We start from the raw sequence: 17627 nt of genomic DNA on the forward strand, positions 1-17627 counted from the left end.
TGGGAGAAAATAATGCAATATTCAAAGCCGGCTGAAGATCTTAAGCCAGTGAAGTCTTTTCCTGTCGCAATAATTACAAGTCAATTCAATGAAGATGTTACGCAAGCACTGAAAGAAGGGGCAATTGATCAGCTGCGCAAACGCGGTATAGAAGAGAAGGACATTCTTTTATTTGATGTGCCTGGGGCAATTGAAATACCCCTTGTGGCGCAACGCATTGCCAGTAAAAAAATGGCGAAAGCTATCATTACTTTAGGATCAGTCATCAGAGGCGATACCAGCCACTATGACCTCGTCTGTGATGTAGTCAGCGACGGATGTATGAGAGTATCGCTCGACCACAGTATACCCGTTCTTTTCGGTGTTTTAACCACTGAAAATCACGAGCAAGCCTGGGATCGGCTCGGCGGCAAATTTGGCCATAAAGGTAGGGAAGTTGCTGACTGTGCAGTGGCTATGCATGAACTCTTAGTCACTCTGGGTTAATTCTCAGATATTGATAAAGAGTTGAGACTGTTGATGTGGGGTTTGGCTTGTCCCTAGGCCCCACTTATTAACTATCATTCAATAGCGGCAACTAGTAGTGAGTACCTTCTATGGCTAATGAGTTCGAACAGTTTGAAAAAAGAAAGCAGGATCATATCAAGTTAGCATTAATGCCCGAGAATCAAACCAATGATTTAAGCAGCTTTGATAGGCTGCATTTTATACATGAAGCCCTGCCTGATCTTGATTTTGATGAAATCTCAATTGAAAGCACTCGTTTTGGCCGACCTGTAAAAAAACCCTTTTTAGTCAGTTCAATGACCGCCGGCCACTTAAATGCTGCTTCCATCAATAGAAACTTAATCGAAGCCTGTGCAGAAAAAGGTTGGGCCATGGGCGTTGGATCACAGCGACGTGAGTTGACTGATCCAGAAGCGGCTTTTGAATGGCGTTCATTACGACAGGATTTTCCAAAAGTCAGCCTGTACAGCAACATCGGCATTGCCCAATTAATTATTTCACCAGTCACCGACATCCAGCGAATTACGGAATCGCTTCAAGCCGAAGCATTGATAGTGCACTGCAATCCTCTGCAGGAATGTATTCAACCGGAAGGGGATACTACTTATAAAGGCTGTTGGACTGCATTGGAAAATACTGTCAAAAATCTTGGATTACCCATTATCGTTAAGGAAACAGGTTGTGGATTTTCACCATCCACCATAGAAAGACTAAAAGATATTGGAATTTCCGCTTTGGATGTCAGTGGGCTGGGCGGCACGCATTGGGGGCGTATTGAAGGGCATCGCGCTGTGAATGATCCTGTCCGATATCAGGCTGGCATAACGTTTCGCGACTGGGGCGTGGATACTGTTGATGCGGTGAAAAATGCAGCTGGATTGAACCCCGCTTTTGAAATTTGGGGCTCAGGAGGCGTTTTAAACGGCTTAAACGCTGCCAAGCTGATTGCACTGGGCGCAAGTACTGTTGGTTATGCCAAACCAATGCTGGAGGTCGCCTTGCAATCTGTCGAGCAAGTCAACTTGCGCATGTCAACTATTGAGTATGAGTTAAAGGTAGCCATGTTTTGTACTGGAAGTCGCGTATTAAGTGACTTAAAGGGGAAATTATGTGCGTAGACGATGATTTATCAGAATTGTTTCACGGGTTCTCCAAATTAAATACGCAAGAGCGCTTCGAACGTCTGGTCGCTCTGGGCATTCTTACTGGGGATGACATTAGCTATTTATCTAGCGGCGGTGTGCGGCATATCGATTTGTCCGAGAAGCTGATTGAAAATTCCATTGGTTATTTTCAGCTGCCTCTGGGTGTGGCGACTAATTTTCGGATTGATCAGAAGGATTATACGATTCCTCTGGCGGTGGAAGAAACCTCCATTATTGCGGCTTTATCGAAGACAGCGCGTTGGATTAGACGGCAGGGTAGCATTGAAACCAGAATAACTGGCGAGGGTATTATTGGTCAGATCCAGCTGGCGAATATCAGGGATTTTGAGCTTTTTACGCATATATTTACAGAGAACCGTCAGCGGCTGATTGAGCTGGCCAATAAAGAAGCCGCGGCAAATATGGTTAAGCGTGGAGGGGGAGTTACTGATTTAACGCTGAGGCGCGTACAAAAAGATGATGAGCGGGATATGGCCATTATTCATTTAACGCTTAACAGCTGTGATGCGATGGGAGCTAATCTGATTAACCAGGTTTTGGAATATTTAAAAGAACCGATAGAAAGTCTGACTAATGAAAAAGTAACAATGTGTATTCTGTCTAATTTAAATGATCAGAAACTTACTACTGCGAAAGTGATTATCAACGACGTAGATCCACAGCTTGGTCATCGTTTACAAGAGGCATCCCTTTTTGCTGAGCTTGACCAATATCGTGCAGCCACTCATAACAAGGGGGTTATGAATGGTATCGATCCCGTATTGATTGCTACCGGAAATGACTGGCGTGCCGTTGAATCAGCTATGCACGCTTATGCATGTCGAAACGGGCGTTATCAGGCAATTACAGTTTGGCGATATAAAGATGGAATACTCACAGGTGAATTAACCGCCCCTATTATAGTCGGTATTGTAGGCGGGGTGACCACCTTGCATCCAACTGCCCGACTTTGTTTGAGTATGATGAAAATACAATCGGCCAATGAGCTCTCGCGAGTCATTGCTGCTGTCGGCCTGGTGCAAAACCTGGGTGCCCTTACAGCTTTATGCACAGACGGGATTGTCAAAGGACATATGCGCCTGCATATTAATAATTTGCTGATGGCCGCTGGAGCAAGCAGCGATGAGTTAGAGGCTTTGAAAGAGCGTCTGCAAACTTATCTGGCCGCCAATAAGCGGGTTAATTTAAGTGATGCCCAGCTATTACTGGATGAGCTGAGGACTCAGCGGAAAAATTCTGCTTCATTATAAGGATATTAAAGGAGATTTATATGAGCGAAAATAAAACAGACTCACCAGGTTTTCTAAGTAACCCTTTTTGGGAGTTTTCGATTTCGGTTTATAATAATCCGCGTATACATGAAATTAGCCTTTCTTTACAGGACGGTGACGGCGCGAATGTCAATCTACTATTATATTGCTGCTGGTTGGCTTATGCCGTCGAAAACTTGTCCCAAGATGAATTCACTAAAGCCTGTAAAACGATTTCTGAATGGCAAAAAAACGTGACTTCAAATTTACGTCTGGCACGCCGCGCTATCAATGATGCAGGAAAGGAAAATCAAGAATGGGTTGGGCAATTTATGAAACAATTGCTTAATATTGAAATTATGTCTGAATCCTATCAGCAGAATTGTTTGTATTTAGCCATTAAAAACAAATACAGTAATGCTTGTAAAACTGATATAGAAAAAGCAACGCATTATATGATTTGGCTCTACGAATTAATGGGCTGCCCGGTTGACGAAGCCAAGAAAAAAACATTTCAAGAGTATGCAAGAGAAGTGTTTTCCCCTTTGAAAGGGCATGCAAATCAATTGTAAACTTGGATTTCCCCTCTCATTCGCTAGCGGTGGGAGGGGATGGTTGATTAAGCGGGGTCTTTCAATGCCCTTCTCAGGATCTTACCAACATTTGTTTTAGGCAGCTCATTAACGAATTGAATTACCTTTGGAATTTTATACCCTGTCAAATGTTCCTTGCAGTGGGCAATAATCTGCTCTTCAGTCAATGAGGGATCGCGTTTAACAATAATTGCTTTAACGCGTTCTCCGCTTTCTTCACAGGTTACACCAACCACTCCGACCTCAAGCACCTCCGGCATCATACTAATCACATGCTCTACTTCATTGGGGTAGACGTTAAAACCAGAAACAACAATCATGTCTTTCTTGCGATCGATTAGATAGACGAAACCGTTTTCATCGATTTTCGCTATATCCCCAGTACGCAAAAATCCATCATCCGTCATTACCAGGGCAGTTTCATCCGGACGCTGCCAATAGCCCGCCATAACCTGGGGACCTTTAATACAGAGCTCTCCAGTTTGATTAAACCCTAGCTCCTCACCCTCATCGTTTCGAACGGAAACGTCCGTAGAAGAAATGGGCAGGCCAATGCTTCCATTATATTCATCCAAATACATTGGGTTAATGGTTGCAGCAGGGCAAGTTTCGGTTAGTCCATAGGCCTCAAGAATACGGCTATTGGTCATCTCCTTCCACTTTAAAGCCACGGCTTTTTGTAAGGACATTCCCCCGGACAATGCCAATTTGGCATGGCTAAAATCAATTTCACTGAAAGCGGGGTTATGCATCATGGCATTAAACAGGGTATTAACACCGGTAATGGCGGTAAATTTGCTGTTTTTAATTTCCTTAATAAAATGGGAGATATCGCGCGGATTAGTTATCAGTATATTTTTTGCACCCGCTTTTAAAAATGTCAGGCAATTCGCTGTCAGCGAAAATATATGATATAGCGGCAGGGCCGTTACAATAATATCCTGTTCACCCAAATTCATTGGCTTAATCCAGGCAAAAGCCTGCAATACATTGGCCACCATGTTTCCATGGGTCAGCATTGCTCCCTTGGCAACTCCTGTGGTTCCCCCTGTATATTGAAGGAAAGCAATATCGTCGTGGTTCAGCGAAACAGCTTGCAAGGGTTTATTGCTGTCCTGATTAAGCGCCTCATTAAAGCTGATAGCCTGCGGCAGATTATAGGCTGGTACCATTTTTTTAACGTATTTGACAACCGCATTAACAATTACACGCTTTACAAAGGGGAACATATCGCCGATCTGTGTGACCACAATATGCTTAAGCATTGTATGTGGCAGAGACTTCTCAACAGTTTTTGCGAAATTGGCCAATACAACAATAACTTCGGATCCCGAATCGTTCATCTGGTGAATCAGTTCATCAGCGGTATAAAGCGGATTCGTGTTTACTACCATATACCCGCCACGTAAAGCACCGAATAAGGCAACCGGGTATTGCAGCAGATTTGGCATCATGATGGCAACCCGGGCACCTTTTTTCAGGCCGAGTTGCTGCAGAAAAAGCGTAAATTGACGGCTTTTTCTATTTAATTCGCCATAGGTCATTTCATGACCAAGGTTTTCATAGGCAACCTTATCAGCATGTTTCTCGCAGGCTTCTTCAAATAACTGGGCCAGGGAGCTATATTCATTCACATCTATTTCAGCAGGCACGCCTTTCTGATAATTTTTAAGCCACACTTTCTCCACAATTGTGTCCTTCTGTTATCTGTCCTCTCATGTTAGTATAAACAAAAAATGCGACGGTGGATATCAGAACAATGACAGATAATTTATTGAAATCTCATGCTTTTAAATTAAAAGGAAGATTATACACTTTTACGGTGATCCAGTTATTATCTACAGACAACACTTTATTTCTTAATCAATTAAAAGAACTGATAGAAAAAGCCCCCAGATTATTTGATAATACGCCGGTTGTATTGGATTTTAGCCAGTTACAAAGTGAATCGATTGAGCTTGAGGCATTCTGCAAGACCCTTAGGGAACACAACCTTTTTCCGGTAGGGGTTCAGGGTGCTGATCCTTTGTTGTCAACTCTTGCCCAATGTAATGGATTAGCAGTTTTGCATGCATCCACCAATCATGATAAACCGATTCATGACGACCAGCCTGAAGAACCGCATCACCAGGAAAGTCTTAAAACCAAGTTACTGACTACGCCCGTGCGTTCAGGCCAGCAAGTTGTCAGTAAAGGCGGCGATTTGATCATTACCGCTTCTGTCAGCCATGGTGCTGAGTTATTGGCCGATGGCAATATTCATGTCTATGGCACCTTGAGAGGGCGTGCACTAGCTGGCATTTCCGGTGATAAAAATGCCCGGATCTTTTGCCAGGCACTGGATGCAGACCTTGTTTCTATTGCCGGCTTCTATCGCTTAAGCGATGCAATTGAACCCTCTTCCACACCTTGCCAAATTTATCTTCAGGATGAGCATATCCATATTGAACCCCTATGTTAGAAGCTGTTTTTATTTCAGATTTGCATTTGCACCCCGATGAAAAAGGAATCACCCGGCGTTTTGAAGCGTTTCTGGCATGGATAAGTACTAATCCCAGCCGGAAGCTCTTTATTCTCGGTGATTTTTTTCATGCCTGGGCAGGTGATGACAGTTTGGATTCCTGGAGTGAAGGAATTGCCGAGTCCCTTGCGAAACTAACTGCCTTAGGCATTGATACCTTTTATATGCATGGAAACCGTGATTTCCTGATTGGCTCAAAATTTATTAAAAAAGCCGGATTAAAATTACTTCCTGACCCAGCAATTATCGAATTGGACGGTCAACGTATCCTGTTATCCCATGGGGATCGGTACTGCACGCTAGATAAAGCCCACCAGCGCTTCCGGCGCCTGACAAGAAACAGGCTATTTAATATTCTTTTTTTAAGCCTGCCCCTGAGTTTTCGAAATCGTATGGTTGAAAGCGTGCGCCAGCAAAGCCAATCCAATCGTTCGCTATCTTATGATGTGATGGATGTGGTTGCCGAAACCTGTATAAAGGAGATGCAGGCATATCATGCCCCTGTACTCATTCATGGACACACCCATAAGCCTGCAACCAGCGAGTATCGGGTGTCGGAAAGTTCTGTGCTGTTGCGTTATGTATTAAGCGACTGGGATAATACGCCAAAATTCCTGTGCTTTGACGAAAAAAGAGGATTGGAGTACGTGGATTTGAAGAGTAGCTGAGGGCTAGTTCACCGTCATTGCGAGTCAATACGAGGATAGTGTAAAGAAATAGCAAAAAAATCTAAATTTGAAAGGGAAGGCTCATATGATAATGTATTCTAGTAAAAATTATTTATCATATCATGTTAGAAGATGTGTTATTATTACAAGAATAGAGTGTATTTTATACAGTTCATTTGGGTGAGGGGATACTAGTTATGGGTACTAAAAAAACCGATATTGAAGCCGATCTGCGCGTGCGTAAGGGGCTTGCTGAGCGCGATGCAGCAATAGAAGCCACGAGAAAAGCCAAACAGCAAATTGTCGCTTCCGAAGAGGCTTGGAGCAATGCCCAGCCTTACTGGGATGATGTTGGAAAAAAAGCGGAAGAATTAACCAGTCGAGGAATGGACGGATACACAGAGTGGACAACAGGAGCCTCAGAGATTGCTAATAAGTTTATGGCAATCAATATCGCATTACGTGTTACTTTCGAAAACAATCACCCGGTTGAAAATTTAATTATTACGCTTGCATCCAAGGCTGTTGATTTCGCTAAAATCGGCGCGGAGAAATTAGGCGTCTACACACCAAAGCCAAAAGCCAACATCGATTATGCCGTCAATTTTGACAAAGACGGTAAAATAAATATTGATTATCGTTATTCTTCAGATGAACTTCCTAAAAATGATCCAAACGATCCTAATGCCGATCCGGATAAGGATCTCAAAAAGATCATGGATGAGGGTTTTATATTCTGGTTGAATGCCAAAGGATATAGAAAGGAACAAGACGGTACAGTCGTCAACAACAGCACTGGAAAAACCATGACTGAATCTGACTTTAACGACATCAACCAGGACGACGAAAGCGGATTGAAAGCCTTTTTCGAAGGTCGATTTAAAATGGACTTCGAGAATGTATCAACTCCTACCGTTGGTGGACCTTAGCCAAATCTGCCCCGCGGTGAAGACTTATTAGAATCCCCGCGGCGCAGCCTCTTCGAATCCCGCGGCGCAGTCTCTTCGAATCCCGGCGCGCAATCTCTTCGAATCCCGGCGCGCAATCTCTTCGAATCCCCGCGCGCAGTCTCTTCGAATCCCCGCGGCTGCGACCGCGGGGCCCATAGGTATCTACACATCTTTGAAAACACAGTCTGCTCCTAGCCTCTACGTCCCTCGGCTTGTCCGAGGGATCCAGAAGACTCATAGAAAATCATTGGACCCTGCGGACTAGCCGCAGGGCGTAGGGGATGTGTAGATACATATGCTGGGCCAACTCAGTATTCACCGAGCGAGCATATCAAACAGGTACCCCGCTATGAAATCGAAACATTTCATCTTTAGCTAATATTATCGTATTCTCAATCGCCAGAAAGAACTCTAGACGCTCTTCAACTCCCTCACCATACAAATGCGCGAGTTTCATATAATCCTGGAAATGACGTGCCTCCGATTTGACCAGCGAGGAGTAGAAGCGGGTTAGCTGGCTATCATCGAGTAGAGGCACCAGTGCGTAAAAACGTTCACAGGATCGTGCTTCAATTATGGCGCCGACTATTAATTGATCCCTTAAGCGATCACGACATCCCCCCTTAGTGACATGTGCATGCATTTTCTGCGCATAATTGCAGGACTGCAGAGGGCCGAAGGGATAATTTCTTTCCCGCATTAGATCCAGTACTTTTTCAAAATGCAAGAGCTCTTCCCTGGCTAAAGGCGACATAATTTCAACCAGCTCAGGTAGCTCAGGATATTTGCTGATCAAATTAATTGCAGTTGCTGCCGCTTTGCGTTCACAATGCGCATGATCTAAAAGCAGCAAAGGAATATTTCTCAGTGCAGCAGCCAGCCATCCGTCAGGCGTAGGTGTTTGTAAAAAATCAATTAAAATTTGCAAATCATTATGAATAGGGCTTAGCATGTGGTTATTCTATAATTCAAAAGAGTGGGTTATAGCATAGTTAGCCGTATGTCCTCAATTATCCGAATTGAGATTTCCTGGTTACATTTATATTGGACAGATGATGAGCGAAGAAAAAGTAGACACTGATTTATCCAAATGGTTTTCAAGTTATGGATTGATTACCGCAAAACGTATACTGGAAAATTACAAAATCAAGCTGGTGGATGAGGATTTACTTTATGCATTAAAAACGCCAAACAATTTCTATCATACTATCATGCGCATGCCCTTAAAAAATGTATTTAATGGGATCATCATGCAGCAGGCCCGTGACTATCAGCTTTACGCTCAAAAATTATTTATCGATTATTTACTATCCGGGGAAACAGGAAAGGTAGAAGAAGCCCCAGGCGGTAATACACGCGATGATCTGGAAGCTGAACGACAAACCCTTCTCAAGATAAACGAGGCATTCCATATTGACGAGTTGGCCCAGGAACAGCTGATTTCTGAAAGCCAGAGAAAGCTCAGGCATTATGCCGAGGAATGGCAAAAGAAGCTTTTGGAAATAGCCAAAGAAGTGAAGCATAAGTTAATTGCTGATGGCATCAACAGGCCTGAAACCACATTCGTGCAGCTTCTGACCAGTCTCTTGGTTCATTACGATTTTGCAAAAGGTGATAGTTCAATCAGTAAAGACGTATGGGCAAGGGCAGAAAAAACCCTGGAAACATCGCTTGACTCTGAACAGCATCAGCTCATCATCAGTCGAATCAGTGAGTTAAGGCCAATAGCCAATGAAACGGAGCAGGGTTTAACTGACTACTTCGGTCAGGGTATTCAAATGGGTTCCAAAATGCGCAATTATAGGAAGGTCTACCACGATTTAATTATTCGTATCAACGAGTTAATTAAGTTACTTCCCGATTACCGGATTGATGAAGCACAGGTACAGGAAAACCAGGAATCCCTGCTATTCGATGCCAGTTTAGGCGAAGATAAGAAATAGGAAGAATTTCAAAAGAGTTTCGTGTATAATAACGCGCTTTAATGAGAACTGAATGGAGTGACGATGTCTACTGAATTAACCCTGTCCATTATCAAACCCGATGCGGTTGCCAAATCTGTAATCGGAAAGATTTACACACGATTTGAGGACGCAGGACTTAAGGTTGTTGCTGCAAAAATGATGCAATTAAGCAGAGAACAGGCTGAAGGTTTTTATGCAGTTCATAAAGCCCGCCCATTCTTTAATGATCTGGTTAGCTTCATGATTTCTGGCCCTGTGATGATTCAGGTATTAAAAGGCGAGAATGCCGTAATGAAAAACCGCGATCTGATGGGTGCAACCAATCCTAAGGAAGCAGCTCCTGGTACAATCCGTGCTGATTTTGCTGACAGTATCGATGCCAATGCTGTACACGGTTCTGATAGCGCTGAAAACGCGGCTACTGAAGTGGCTTTCTTCTTTGAACCCCATGAAATTTGCGACAGATAAATTTTAAAATGTAACCTTGATAAGCGCAGCGCTTCAAGGTTACATAAGCCTGTTTGCGTATCCGCAAACAAGCTGCAAAAGAGGTGAGCGGACTATAATGTAAAACAAGCGTTTACTTTCTAATGCTGCGAAGCGTGCTGTTCTCTTTGAGGTTGTCATAATGTCTAGTAAAATTAACTTGTTGAACTTAAATTATCAGCAAATGCAGAACTTTTTTATGGAGATTGGTGAAAAAAAGTTCCGTGCTCAACAAGTCATGCAATGGATTCACCAGGCTGGCTATCATGATTTTTCTCAAATGACGAATCTCGGGAAAGCACTTCGTGAGCGTCTTTCGCAAATTGCTGAAATCAGGCTTCCTGAAATTGTTACCTGTCAGCAGTCAAAAGACGGTACTTGTAAATGGCTGTTAAAACTTGACTGTGGTAATTGCATTGAAACAGTATTCATACCCGAAGCCAATCGCGGGACTCTCTGTGTCTCTTCACAAGTAGGCTGTGCCTTAAATTGCAGTTTTTGCTCCACAGCAAAACAGGGATTCAACCGAAATCTCAGTACGGCTGAAATCATTGGCCAGGTTTGGCTTGCAGTAAGAACATTGTCCGAGGACAATGGCCACCATGATAAACATATTACCAATGTGGTCATGATGGGAATGGGGGAACCATTGCTCAATTTTGACAATGTGGTGGCTGCAATGGATATTATGATGGATGATCTGGCCTATGGCTTATCCAAAAGACGAGTTACATTAAGTACCTCTGGCGTTTTACCGGAGCTCGAGCGTTTGAAAAAGGTCAGTCCGGTTGCCCTGGCTGTTTCACTGCACGCACCTAATGATGAGCTCAGAAATGTTTTGGTACCCATTAATAAAAAATATCCACTTGAGCAATTAATGAAGCTATGCAAGTCATACTTCAAAGATGAGCCAAAGCGCAAGGTTACATTCGAATACGTTATGCTGAAAGGCGTCAACGATCAGCCCGAGCATGCCAGGCAGCTCATTAAATTGCTAAAAGATGTTCCCTCCAAAGTGAATTTAATTCCGTTTAATCCCTTTCCGTTAACCCAGTACGAGCGGTCTTCACAGCAGGCAATTGATACTTTCCGTGATATATTGGTCTCTAAAGGGATTAACACCATTACCAGAAAAACGAGAGGCGATGATATTGATGCAGCCTGCGGCCAACTCGCCGGCGAGGTGAAGGATAGGACCACTCGCTCACAGAGATGGCAAAAATTACACTTTCAACCCAAAGAGAAAACAATTAATCAAACTGAAAATCAAAGCTAAGTCTTTTTAAATTGCTTTATTCGCGGTTATAATGGGCGCTCTTTATCATAGTGGTGAAAAAATTGTGTTAATCGGTTCACGGCTTTTATTACTGATACTTTGCGGATTGCTTCTATCTTGCCAGCATAATTCAGAGGTTCAGGCTGAGAAAAAACTGGAGACACAGAAACGGAATGATGCCGCCTCATATAATGTTCAGCTGGGGATGGCTTATTTGAAACAGGGCGATATTCCTCGTGCCAAACGAAAATTGCTAATGGCAATGGATTTAACGCCGGATTCCCCAGATGCAAATGTAGCCATGGCTTATTATCTCGAGAAAACTGGCGATAAAAGTAAAGCAAAAACATATTACCAAAAAGCCCTTGCCCTTGCCCCCCAGAATGGTTCCCAATTAAACAATTATGGTGCTTTTTTATGCCGCGAAGGCCAGTACCAGGAAGCTGAAAAATACTTTCTGAAAGCGGTAAATGATGTCCAGTACATACACACGGCAGGCGCATATGAAAACGCCGGGCTTTGCGCTGAGCAGATTCCTGATATTCCCAAGGCTGAGGCATATTTTCTTAAGGCATTGGAGCATGATTCACAGCGCAAACAGTCGCTGTATGAGCTCGTAAACCTGGAAATGAAACAAAATAAAACAGAAAAGGCACTTGCTTATTTGCAGCAATATAAGGAAATTGTCAACAGTGACGCTGTCCTGTTAACAAAAGCAATGGACGCGGCGCACGAAACAGGACGCTTTGACATGGAAGAGAATTACAAACAGCGCCTTGGCAAGTTAGAAAGATCAACGGACTATACCGGAGAAAAAAATGAATACGACACTATTAATGGATGAAGTTAATCAGAGTAATCAGGAGCTTCCTGGTTCGCAATTAGCTCGTATACGTGAAAAAAAGGGGTTTAGTCAGGAATATGTTGCAGGAAAGCTTCACCTCAGAGTAAGAGTCATTGAGCTATTGGAAGCTGATAATTATGAACAGATGCCTGAGCCAGTATTTATCAAGGGTTATTTACGTGCTTATGCCAAGTTGCTGGGGATTTCTGCAGAACCATTCCTCACGACTTATAATAGCCTGTTTAACTCTGAGAGAAAGCTTGAAAAAGCGTTATGGCAAAGCAAACGTGAGTCTAATCGAAAAGAAAAAGCCGTACGCTGGTTTACTATTATCATCGCATTGACAGCCGTGGTCGCCGTCGGTCTATGGTGGCAGAAAAACAAGACCAATCAAACGATTATCAGTGCAGAAAAAACTGTTGAAGAAAAACATCTATCTGTAAATACTGAGGCTGACAGTAAATCGACTGAACTTTCACAAATGCAATCCATGTTTAGCACTGATTCTGAAAGTAATTCTTCGGAGGTACAAGGTGGTTGAGAGAATGCAAGCCATCAGGGGCATGAATGATGTATTGCCTGAGCAAAGTATTCGTTGGCAGATGCTCGAGCAATTATTCATGCGCTGCGTTACCCGCTATGGCTATCAGGAAATCCGTTTTCCAATTGTTGAGTCAACACAGCTTTTCAAACGGTCAATTGGTGAAATCACCGATATCGTTGAAAAGGAAATGTATACATTCAATGATTTAAATGGGGAGAGTATCAGTTTAAGACCTGAGGGCACCGCCGGATGTTTAAGAGCATGCCTGGAACATGGTTTACTCCATAATCAGCAGCAGAAACTTTGGTATGCGGGTCCAATGTTCCGTCATGAAAAACCCCAAAAGGGCCGGTATCGGCAGTTTCACCAATTTGGTGTTGAAGCATTGGGAATGGCAGGCCCCGCTATCGAGCTAGAGTTGATCGCACTTTGTTACCGACTATGGGAAGAATTGGGCATCAGGCAACATGTCCAACTTCAAATAAACAGTTTAGGTGAGCTTCGCGAGAGGCAACGATACAAAGAAATTTTAACTGACTATTTGCATCAGCATTTTGAAAATCTTGATGAAGATAGCAAACGCAGGTTATATAAAAACCCCTTGCGTATTCTCGATAGTAAAAATCCAGATATGCAGCATTTGCTGGCCAATGCCCCTAAATTAGCTGATTCGCTTGGTGAAGAAAGTAAACGGCACTTCGAGACACTTTGTGCGGGGCTTGAGAGGCTGGGTATCAATTATACGATTAACCCCCAACTGGTTAGAGGGCTGGATTACTATGGCCATACAGTATTTGAATGGGTTACTGATCAATTAGGCAGCCAGGCAACAGTCTGTGCTGGGGGACGTTATGACATTCTTGTCGAGCAATTGGGAGGAAATCCTACTCCAGCAGCGGGTTTTGCTATTGGTGTTGAACGAATGCTGTTATTATTGGAAACGCTTGGCCTGACGATGCAATCGCCTGTTTATCCAAGCTTTTTTATTGTAGCGACCGGGGAAAAAGAATTAATTCAGGCCCTGGTGATAGCAGAGCAATTAAGGGCAATTAATCCCTTATGGCAAGTATTTACCAATACAGCAGGAGGCAGCTTTAAAAGTCAGTTTAAAAAAGCAGATAAAAGCGGGGCTGATTACGCGCTTATTATTGGTGAAAACGAGTTGCTCAATGATGAAGTCAGTATTAAGAACTTGCGTAATCATGAAGAACAAATCACAATCTCGCAAACTGCTTTGGGTCAATACTTAACAGATCATCTTGGATGATGACAGGAGAAGATAAATGTCAGTGTATATGACAGAAGAAGAACAATTAGAAGCGATCAAAAAATGGTGGAACCGCCACAGTACCCTGATTACTATAGTACTGTCAGTGATTCTGCTAGCGATCTCTGCTTACAAATATTGGAACTGGCATGAAGCTAAAGTGAGCATGCAGGCATCCAATGCTTATGAACACATGATGGTTGCTTACTCCAATAAAGATAATAAATCAATTAAGTCTTATGCCAATGATTTAATAACCAATTATGGTGAAACTGTCTATGCAGATGCTGCGCGAATGATCCTTGCTAAATTGTTAATTGCACACAATCATTTTGGAAAAGCCCGAAATATGCTGGATGACGTGGCTTCCCATTCTAAAATGAAAGCTTTGAAACAGGTTGCCCGTATCCGAATTGCACGGCTTCTGGCTGCTGAAAAAAATTACGATAAGGCACTTGAGGCGTTAACTGCCATTGAAGATACCGCTTATATGCCTGTTGTAAATGAATTAAAGGGCGACATTTTTGCTGCAACAGGCCATTACCAGCAGGCAATCACTTCTTACAAAGAGGCGATTACCGAAGTGCGCACCCATGGTATCGGTAATTTGTTTCTGGAAATGAAGACAAATGAGTTAGCGGCGTTATCTCAATCCAGTACAGCAAATAGCAATTTACAGGCTGCATAATAATAAAAGAGGTCACATGTTTAAAAAAAGTTTATTATTAGTTCTCATTTCAGCTCTAGGCGCCTGCTCTACAGTTGATGACTATTTACTGGGTAAAGATAATACGCCAGCTCCTGCTGAACTTGAGCCTATTAAGCCTAAAGTTGCCTTGACTGAAAAATGGACTGTTCCAGTCAGCAATGCAAAAAAAACAGCCAATTATTTAAAATTGCAGCCTGTTATCTTGGGAAATACAATCTACACAGCAGATTCCAGCGGTGCGATTGAGGCCATTAATAAGATCAATGGCAAGCTTATCTGGGCAAGAAAGCTGGATAATGTATTAGTCAGCGGCCCCAGTGTTGGAGGAGGCTACATTGCTGTAGGTACTGAGGCGTCCAAATTAATTGTTCTAAAGCAAGCAGATGGCAGCGATGCATGGCAAGCCAGTGTATCGGGAGAGGTTTTATCAAAACCTGTAATAACCCAGGGCAAGGTACTGGCCAAAACGATTGACGGCAATTTATATGCCTTCAATCTTGCTTCTGGCGAAAAACTGTGGGTTTCTGATCATGGTGCGCCTGGGTTGGTTTTAAAAGCCAGTTCTTCTCCGGTTATTGTAAATAATCAGATCGCATTAGTCGGCTATTCAGATGGTAAAATGGATGCTGTTGATATTCAATCAGGCCATGTTATTTGGCAACGTAGTATTGCTTTTGCCAGTGGTGCCAGCGATGTTGAACGTCTGGTCGATATCGATGCCGATCCTATTGTTGAAGGCCAAACAGTCATCCTCGGTAGCTATCAAGGCTATGTAGGCGCTTTCTCCTTAAACGACGGCCAGTTTATCTGGAGAAAACCTGCTTCCATTTATAAAAACATGGCAGTACAGGGAAATACACTCTATTTGACTGATAGTGAGGATGTGGTCTGGGCTATCAATAAACAAAATGGTCAGGTGAATTGGAAACAGGTTGCCTTAAAAGCACGAGGATTAACTGAACCAGTAATTTCAGGTGATCGCCTTCTTATTGGAGATAAAACAGGCATGCTGCATGTGCTGTCAGCGCAAACAGGTGAATTTGTTTCCAGGACAAAACTAGGAAGTGCTATCACCTCAACACCCAGCGTTTCAGGTAAAGATGTCTATGTAATGACCAATAACGGCAAACTAAGCCGATTTTCAGTAGGGTAAGCATGATTCCAGTGGTTGTATTAGTGGGCAGGCCCAATGTTGGCAAGTCCACACTTTTTAATCGTTTAACCAAAACTCAGGACGCTCTGGTTGCTGATTTTCCGGGATTAACCCGGGATAGGCAGTATGGGCAAGCAGAGTATAACGATAAGCCTTTTATCATAGTAGATACCGGAGGTGTCGGTGTTGATGATTTGGCAGTGGATGCCCTGATGTCCAAGCAGTCTGCAATGGCGCTGGAAGAAGCAGACGTCATTCTGTTCCTGGTTGATGGCCGGGATGGGCGTACGGGAATTGATGAAACCATTGCTATGCAATTACGCAAACTCAGTAAACCCGTTTATCTTGTCGTCAATAAAACAGATGGCTTGGATGAAGAAATAGCCATATCCGAGTTTCAGCAATTGGGTTTCGCAGATATCTATCCAGTCTCTGCAACCCATGGTCGCGGAATGACCTCTTTTCTGCAGCATCTTACGGCCGAATTCGAGCCAGCTGTGGATTTGGAAGAAGAGTCGCCTGATGAAATAAAAATAGCCTTCGCAGGTAAACCCAATGTCGGGAAGTCGACTTTAATCAATCGCATTCTGGGTGAGGAGAGGGTGGTTGTCTATGACATGCCAGGTACCACTCGCGATAGCATTTCTATTCCTTTTGAGCGCGACGAGCAGCGTTATATTCTAATTGACACAGCCGGTGTACGTCGCCGAGCACGTGTCGATGAGAAAATTGAAAAGTTTTCAGTTATTAAAACCCTGCAGGCAATTAAGAACTCTCACGTCTGTCTGATGCTGATAGATGCAAAAGAAGGTCTGACTGAGCAGGATATGCATATTCTAGGCTTTATTATTGAAGCAGGTAAGGCACTGGTTATCGCTGTCAATAAATGGGATGGCCTTGATGAAGAGCACAGGGAGCATGTTCGCAGCGAGATTGATCGCCGCCTTCATTTTGCAAAGTTTGCCAAAATTCGTTTTATCTCTGCACTACATGGTAGTGGAGTAGGGTCTTTATTCAAAGATATTAAAGAGGCATTTGCTTCAGCGGTACAGGCATTTTCAACACCAAAACTCACTCGACTGCTCCAGGATCTGGTCAGTCAGCATGAACCTCCTTTAGTTCAGGGACGGCGTATTAAATTAAGATATGCGCATGCCGGCGGACATAATCCCCCGATTATTGTTATTCACGGCAACCAGCTGGAATCTTTACCCGGCAGCTACAAGCGATACCTTACCAATGCATTTGTTGAACATCTGGGATTAGTCGGAACTCCTTTAAAACTGGAATTCAAGGGTAGCGCTAATCCATTCAAAGATAAGAAAAATAAACTAACGGGCCGACAGATTAAAAAGAAGAGGCGCCTGATGAAAAAGGTGAAAAGTAAATAATCTACAGATCAAATCCTGCAAGATTTATATCTCGTTACAACGATGCTCAAATCCTGCGGCACTGAATTTACCGAGTTCTGTGGCACTGAATGTACCGAATCCCCGCGGCTGCGACCGCGGGGCCCACACGAAGCCATTCAATGTGAAGGAACACTTATTTATAACTACCTCTTTAATCCTATTTTTGGCAACATTGAAACTTGTCTGAGAACCATGCTACTCCAACAGGCATTGTCGGCCCCGCGGTCGATGCCGCGGGGATTCGGTTAGCTGCGACCGCGGGGATTCGGTTAGCTGTTGCCCCTGGTTTCGGATTGGACGTTGTCGCAAATTCGAAA

The 17627-nt window shown here is 43.4% G+C and carries 18 protein-coding genes; 16 read left to right on the forward strand and 2 right to left on the reverse strand.

The window, feature by feature from the left end:
* Positions 1 to 12 precede the first annotated feature (12 nt).
* From ribH to DYH42_RS06965, 4 genes are all read left to right on the forward strand, one after another.
* On the forward strand, positions 13 to 486 hold the full coding sequence (ribH, locus tag DYH42_RS06950; RefSeq protein WP_058524112.1) for a 6,7-dimethyl-8-ribityllumazine synthase: 474 nt from the start codon (positions 13 to 15) through the stop codon (positions 484 to 486).
* A gap of 110 nt (positions 487 to 596) precedes the next feature.
* Positions 597 to 1625 carry a type 2 isopentenyl-diphosphate Delta-isomerase gene (gene fni, locus DYH42_RS06955; protein ID WP_058524113.1) on the forward strand — a complete coding sequence of 343 codons (1029 nt, stop codon included), beginning with the start codon at positions 597 to 599 and terminating at the stop codon, positions 1623 to 1625.
* Entirely contained in the window at positions 1616 to 2923 is a 1308-nt protein-coding gene (locus DYH42_RS06960; protein WP_058524114.1) for a hydroxymethylglutaryl-CoA reductase, degradative, read from the forward strand. The genes fni and DYH42_RS06960 overlap by 10 nt, the downstream gene beginning before the upstream one ends.
* Positions 2924 to 2943: 20 nt before the next feature.
* The gene (locus DYH42_RS06965; RefSeq protein WP_058524115.1) at positions 2944 to 3495 is read left to right on the forward strand and encodes a TIGR02444 family protein; all 552 of its coding nucleotides are present in this window, start codon (positions 2944 to 2946) and stop codon (positions 3493 to 3495) included.
* A gap of 47 nt (positions 3496 to 3542) precedes the next feature.
* Here the strand turns inward: DYH42_RS06965 and DYH42_RS06970 are convergent, their stop codons facing one another.
* Entirely contained in the window at positions 3543 to 5204 is a 1662-nt protein-coding gene (locus DYH42_RS06970) for an AMP-binding protein (protein ID WP_058524116.1), read from the reverse strand.
* A gap of 71 nt (positions 5205 to 5275) precedes the next feature.
* On the opposite strand from DYH42_RS06970, the gene minC reads away from it, so the two are divergent.
* From minC to DYH42_RS06985, 3 genes are all read left to right on the forward strand, one after another.
* Positions 5276 to 5977: a septum site-determining protein MinC gene (minC, locus tag DYH42_RS06975; protein ID WP_058524117.1), complete on the forward strand. Its 702-nt coding sequence runs from the start codon at positions 5276 to 5278 to the stop codon at positions 5975 to 5977.
* Complete coding sequence (locus DYH42_RS06980) at positions 5971 to 6705, forward strand: UDP-2,3-diacylglucosamine diphosphatase (RefSeq protein ID WP_058524118.1); 735 nt, start codon at positions 5971 to 5973, stop codon at positions 6703 to 6705. The genes minC and DYH42_RS06980 overlap by 7 nt, the downstream gene beginning before the upstream one ends.
* Positions 6706 to 6902: 197 nt before the next feature.
* Positions 6903 to 7634, forward strand: coding sequence for a hypothetical protein (locus tag DYH42_RS06985; RefSeq protein WP_058524119.1), 732 nt, complete (start codon positions 6903 to 6905; stop codon positions 7632 to 7634).
* Between the two features lie 352 nt (positions 7635 to 7986).
* Here DYH42_RS06985 and DYH42_RS06990 read toward each other — a convergent pair whose 3' ends face one another.
* Positions 7987 to 8607 carry a MiaE family protein gene (locus DYH42_RS06990; RefSeq protein ID WP_058524120.1) on the reverse strand — a complete coding sequence of 207 codons (621 nt, stop codon included), beginning with the start codon at positions 8605 to 8607 and terminating at the stop codon, positions 7987 to 7989.
* 103 nt (positions 8608 to 8710) lie between these two features.
* Here DYH42_RS06990 and DYH42_RS06995 point away from each other — a divergent pair, with 103 nt between their 5' ends.
* From DYH42_RS06995 to der, 9 genes are all read left to right on the forward strand, one after another.
* On the forward strand, positions 8711 to 9598 hold the full coding sequence (locus tag DYH42_RS06995) for a hypothetical protein (RefSeq protein WP_058524121.1): 888 nt from the start codon (positions 8711 to 8713) through the stop codon (positions 9596 to 9598).
* Between the two features lie 63 nt (positions 9599 to 9661).
* Positions 9662 to 10087: a nucleoside-diphosphate kinase gene (gene ndk, locus DYH42_RS07000; RefSeq protein WP_058524122.1), complete on the forward strand. Its 426-nt coding sequence runs from the start codon at positions 9662 to 9664 to the stop codon at positions 10085 to 10087.
* 160 nt (positions 10088 to 10247) lie between these two features.
* The gene (gene rlmN / locus DYH42_RS07005) at positions 10248 to 11381 is read left to right on the forward strand and encodes a dual-specificity RNA methyltransferase RlmN (protein WP_058524123.1); all 1134 of its coding nucleotides are present in this window, start codon (positions 10248 to 10250) and stop codon (positions 11379 to 11381) included.
* A gap of 31 nt (positions 11382 to 11412) precedes the next feature.
* Positions 11413 to 12225 carry a type IV pilus biogenesis/stability protein PilW gene (gene pilW, locus DYH42_RS07010; protein ID WP_065232830.1) on the forward strand — a complete coding sequence of 271 codons (813 nt, stop codon included), beginning with the start codon at positions 11413 to 11415 and terminating at the stop codon, positions 12223 to 12225.
* On the forward strand, positions 12200 to 12766 hold the full coding sequence (locus tag DYH42_RS07015; protein WP_058524124.1) for a helix-turn-helix domain-containing protein: 567 nt from the start codon (positions 12200 to 12202) through the stop codon (positions 12764 to 12766). Before pilW ends, DYH42_RS07015 begins: the two co-directional genes overlap by 26 nt.
* A 4-nt stretch (positions 12767 to 12770) precedes the next feature.
* On the forward strand, positions 12771 to 14036 hold the full coding sequence (gene hisS, locus DYH42_RS07020) for a histidine--tRNA ligase (protein WP_172464987.1): 1266 nt from the start codon (positions 12771 to 12773) through the stop codon (positions 14034 to 14036).
* A 16-nt stretch (positions 14037 to 14052) separates the two neighbouring features.
* Positions 14053 to 14724 carry a YfgM family protein gene (locus tag DYH42_RS07025; protein ID WP_058524126.1) on the forward strand — a complete coding sequence of 224 codons (672 nt, stop codon included), beginning with the start codon at positions 14053 to 14055 and terminating at the stop codon, positions 14722 to 14724.
* A 16-nt stretch (positions 14725 to 14740) separates the two neighbouring features.
* Positions 14741 to 15898, forward strand: coding sequence for an outer membrane protein assembly factor BamB (gene bamB, locus DYH42_RS07030; RefSeq protein ID WP_058524127.1), 1158 nt, complete (start codon positions 14741 to 14743; stop codon positions 15896 to 15898).
* 2 nt (positions 15899 to 15900) lie between these two features.
* Positions 15901 to 17289 (forward strand): ribosome biogenesis GTPase Der, encoded by a 1389-nt coding sequence (gene der / locus DYH42_RS07035; protein WP_058524128.1) that lies wholly within the window; start codon positions 15901 to 15903, stop codon positions 17287 to 17289.
* The last annotated feature ends 338 nt before the right edge of the window (positions 17290 to 17627 follow it).

It is taken from the genome of Legionella birminghamensis, from assembly GCF_900452515.1.
In the GTDB taxonomy this organism is placed as follows: domain Bacteria; phylum Pseudomonadota; class Gammaproteobacteria; order Legionellales; family Legionellaceae; genus Legionella_C; species Legionella_C birminghamensis.

Coding starts and splice junctions, on each gene's coding strand:
- hisS (WP_172464987.1), top strand. CDS start 12,771: ATGCAAGCCATCAGGGGCATGAATGATGTATTGCCTGAGCAAAGTATT.
- der (WP_058524128.1), top strand. CDS start 15,901: ATGATTCCAGTGGTTGTATTAGTGGGCAGGCCCAATGTTGGCAAGTCC.
- DYH42_RS06980 (WP_058524118.1), top strand. CDS start 5,971: ATGTTAGAAGCTGTTTTTATTTCAGATTTGCATTTGCACCCCGATGAA.
- rlmN (WP_058524123.1), top strand. CDS start 10,248: ATGTCTAGTAAAATTAACTTGTTGAACTTAAATTATCAGCAAATGCAG.
- ribH (WP_058524112.1), top strand. CDS start 13: ATGCAATATTCAAAGCCGGCTGAAGATCTTAAGCCAGTGAAGTCTTTT.
- DYH42_RS06985 (WP_058524119.1), top strand. CDS start 6,903: ATGGGTACTAAAAAAACCGATATTGAAGCCGATCTGCGCGTGCGTAAG.
- DYH42_RS06960 (WP_058524114.1), top strand. CDS start 1,616: ATGTGCGTAGACGATGATTTATCAGAATTGTTTCACGGGTTCTCCAAA.
- DYH42_RS06990 (WP_058524120.1), bottom strand. CDS start 8,607: ATGCTAAGCCCTATTCATAATGATTTGCAAATTTTAATTGATTTTTTA.
- fni (WP_058524113.1), top strand. CDS start 597: ATGGCTAATGAGTTCGAACAGTTTGAAAAAAGAAAGCAGGATCATATC.
- pilW (WP_065232830.1), top strand. CDS start 11,413: ATGGGCGCTCTTTATCATAGTGGTGAAAAAATTGTGTTAATCGGTTCA.
- DYH42_RS06995 (WP_058524121.1), top strand. CDS start 8,711: ATGAGCGAAGAAAAAGTAGACACTGATTTATCCAAATGGTTTTCAAGT.
- bamB (WP_058524127.1), top strand. CDS start 14,741: ATGTTTAAAAAAAGTTTATTATTAGTTCTCATTTCAGCTCTAGGCGCC.
- DYH42_RS07025 (WP_058524126.1), top strand. CDS start 14,053: ATGTCAGTGTATATGACAGAAGAAGAACAATTAGAAGCGATCAAAAAA.
- DYH42_RS07015 (WP_058524124.1), top strand. CDS start 12,200: ATGAATACGACACTATTAATGGATGAAGTTAATCAGAGTAATCAGGAG.
- DYH42_RS06965 (WP_058524115.1), top strand. CDS start 2,944: ATGAGCGAAAATAAAACAGACTCACCAGGTTTTCTAAGTAACCCTTTT.
- minC (WP_058524117.1), top strand. CDS start 5,276: ATGACAGATAATTTATTGAAATCTCATGCTTTTAAATTAAAAGGAAGA.
- ndk (WP_058524122.1), top strand. CDS start 9,662: ATGTCTACTGAATTAACCCTGTCCATTATCAAACCCGATGCGGTTGCC.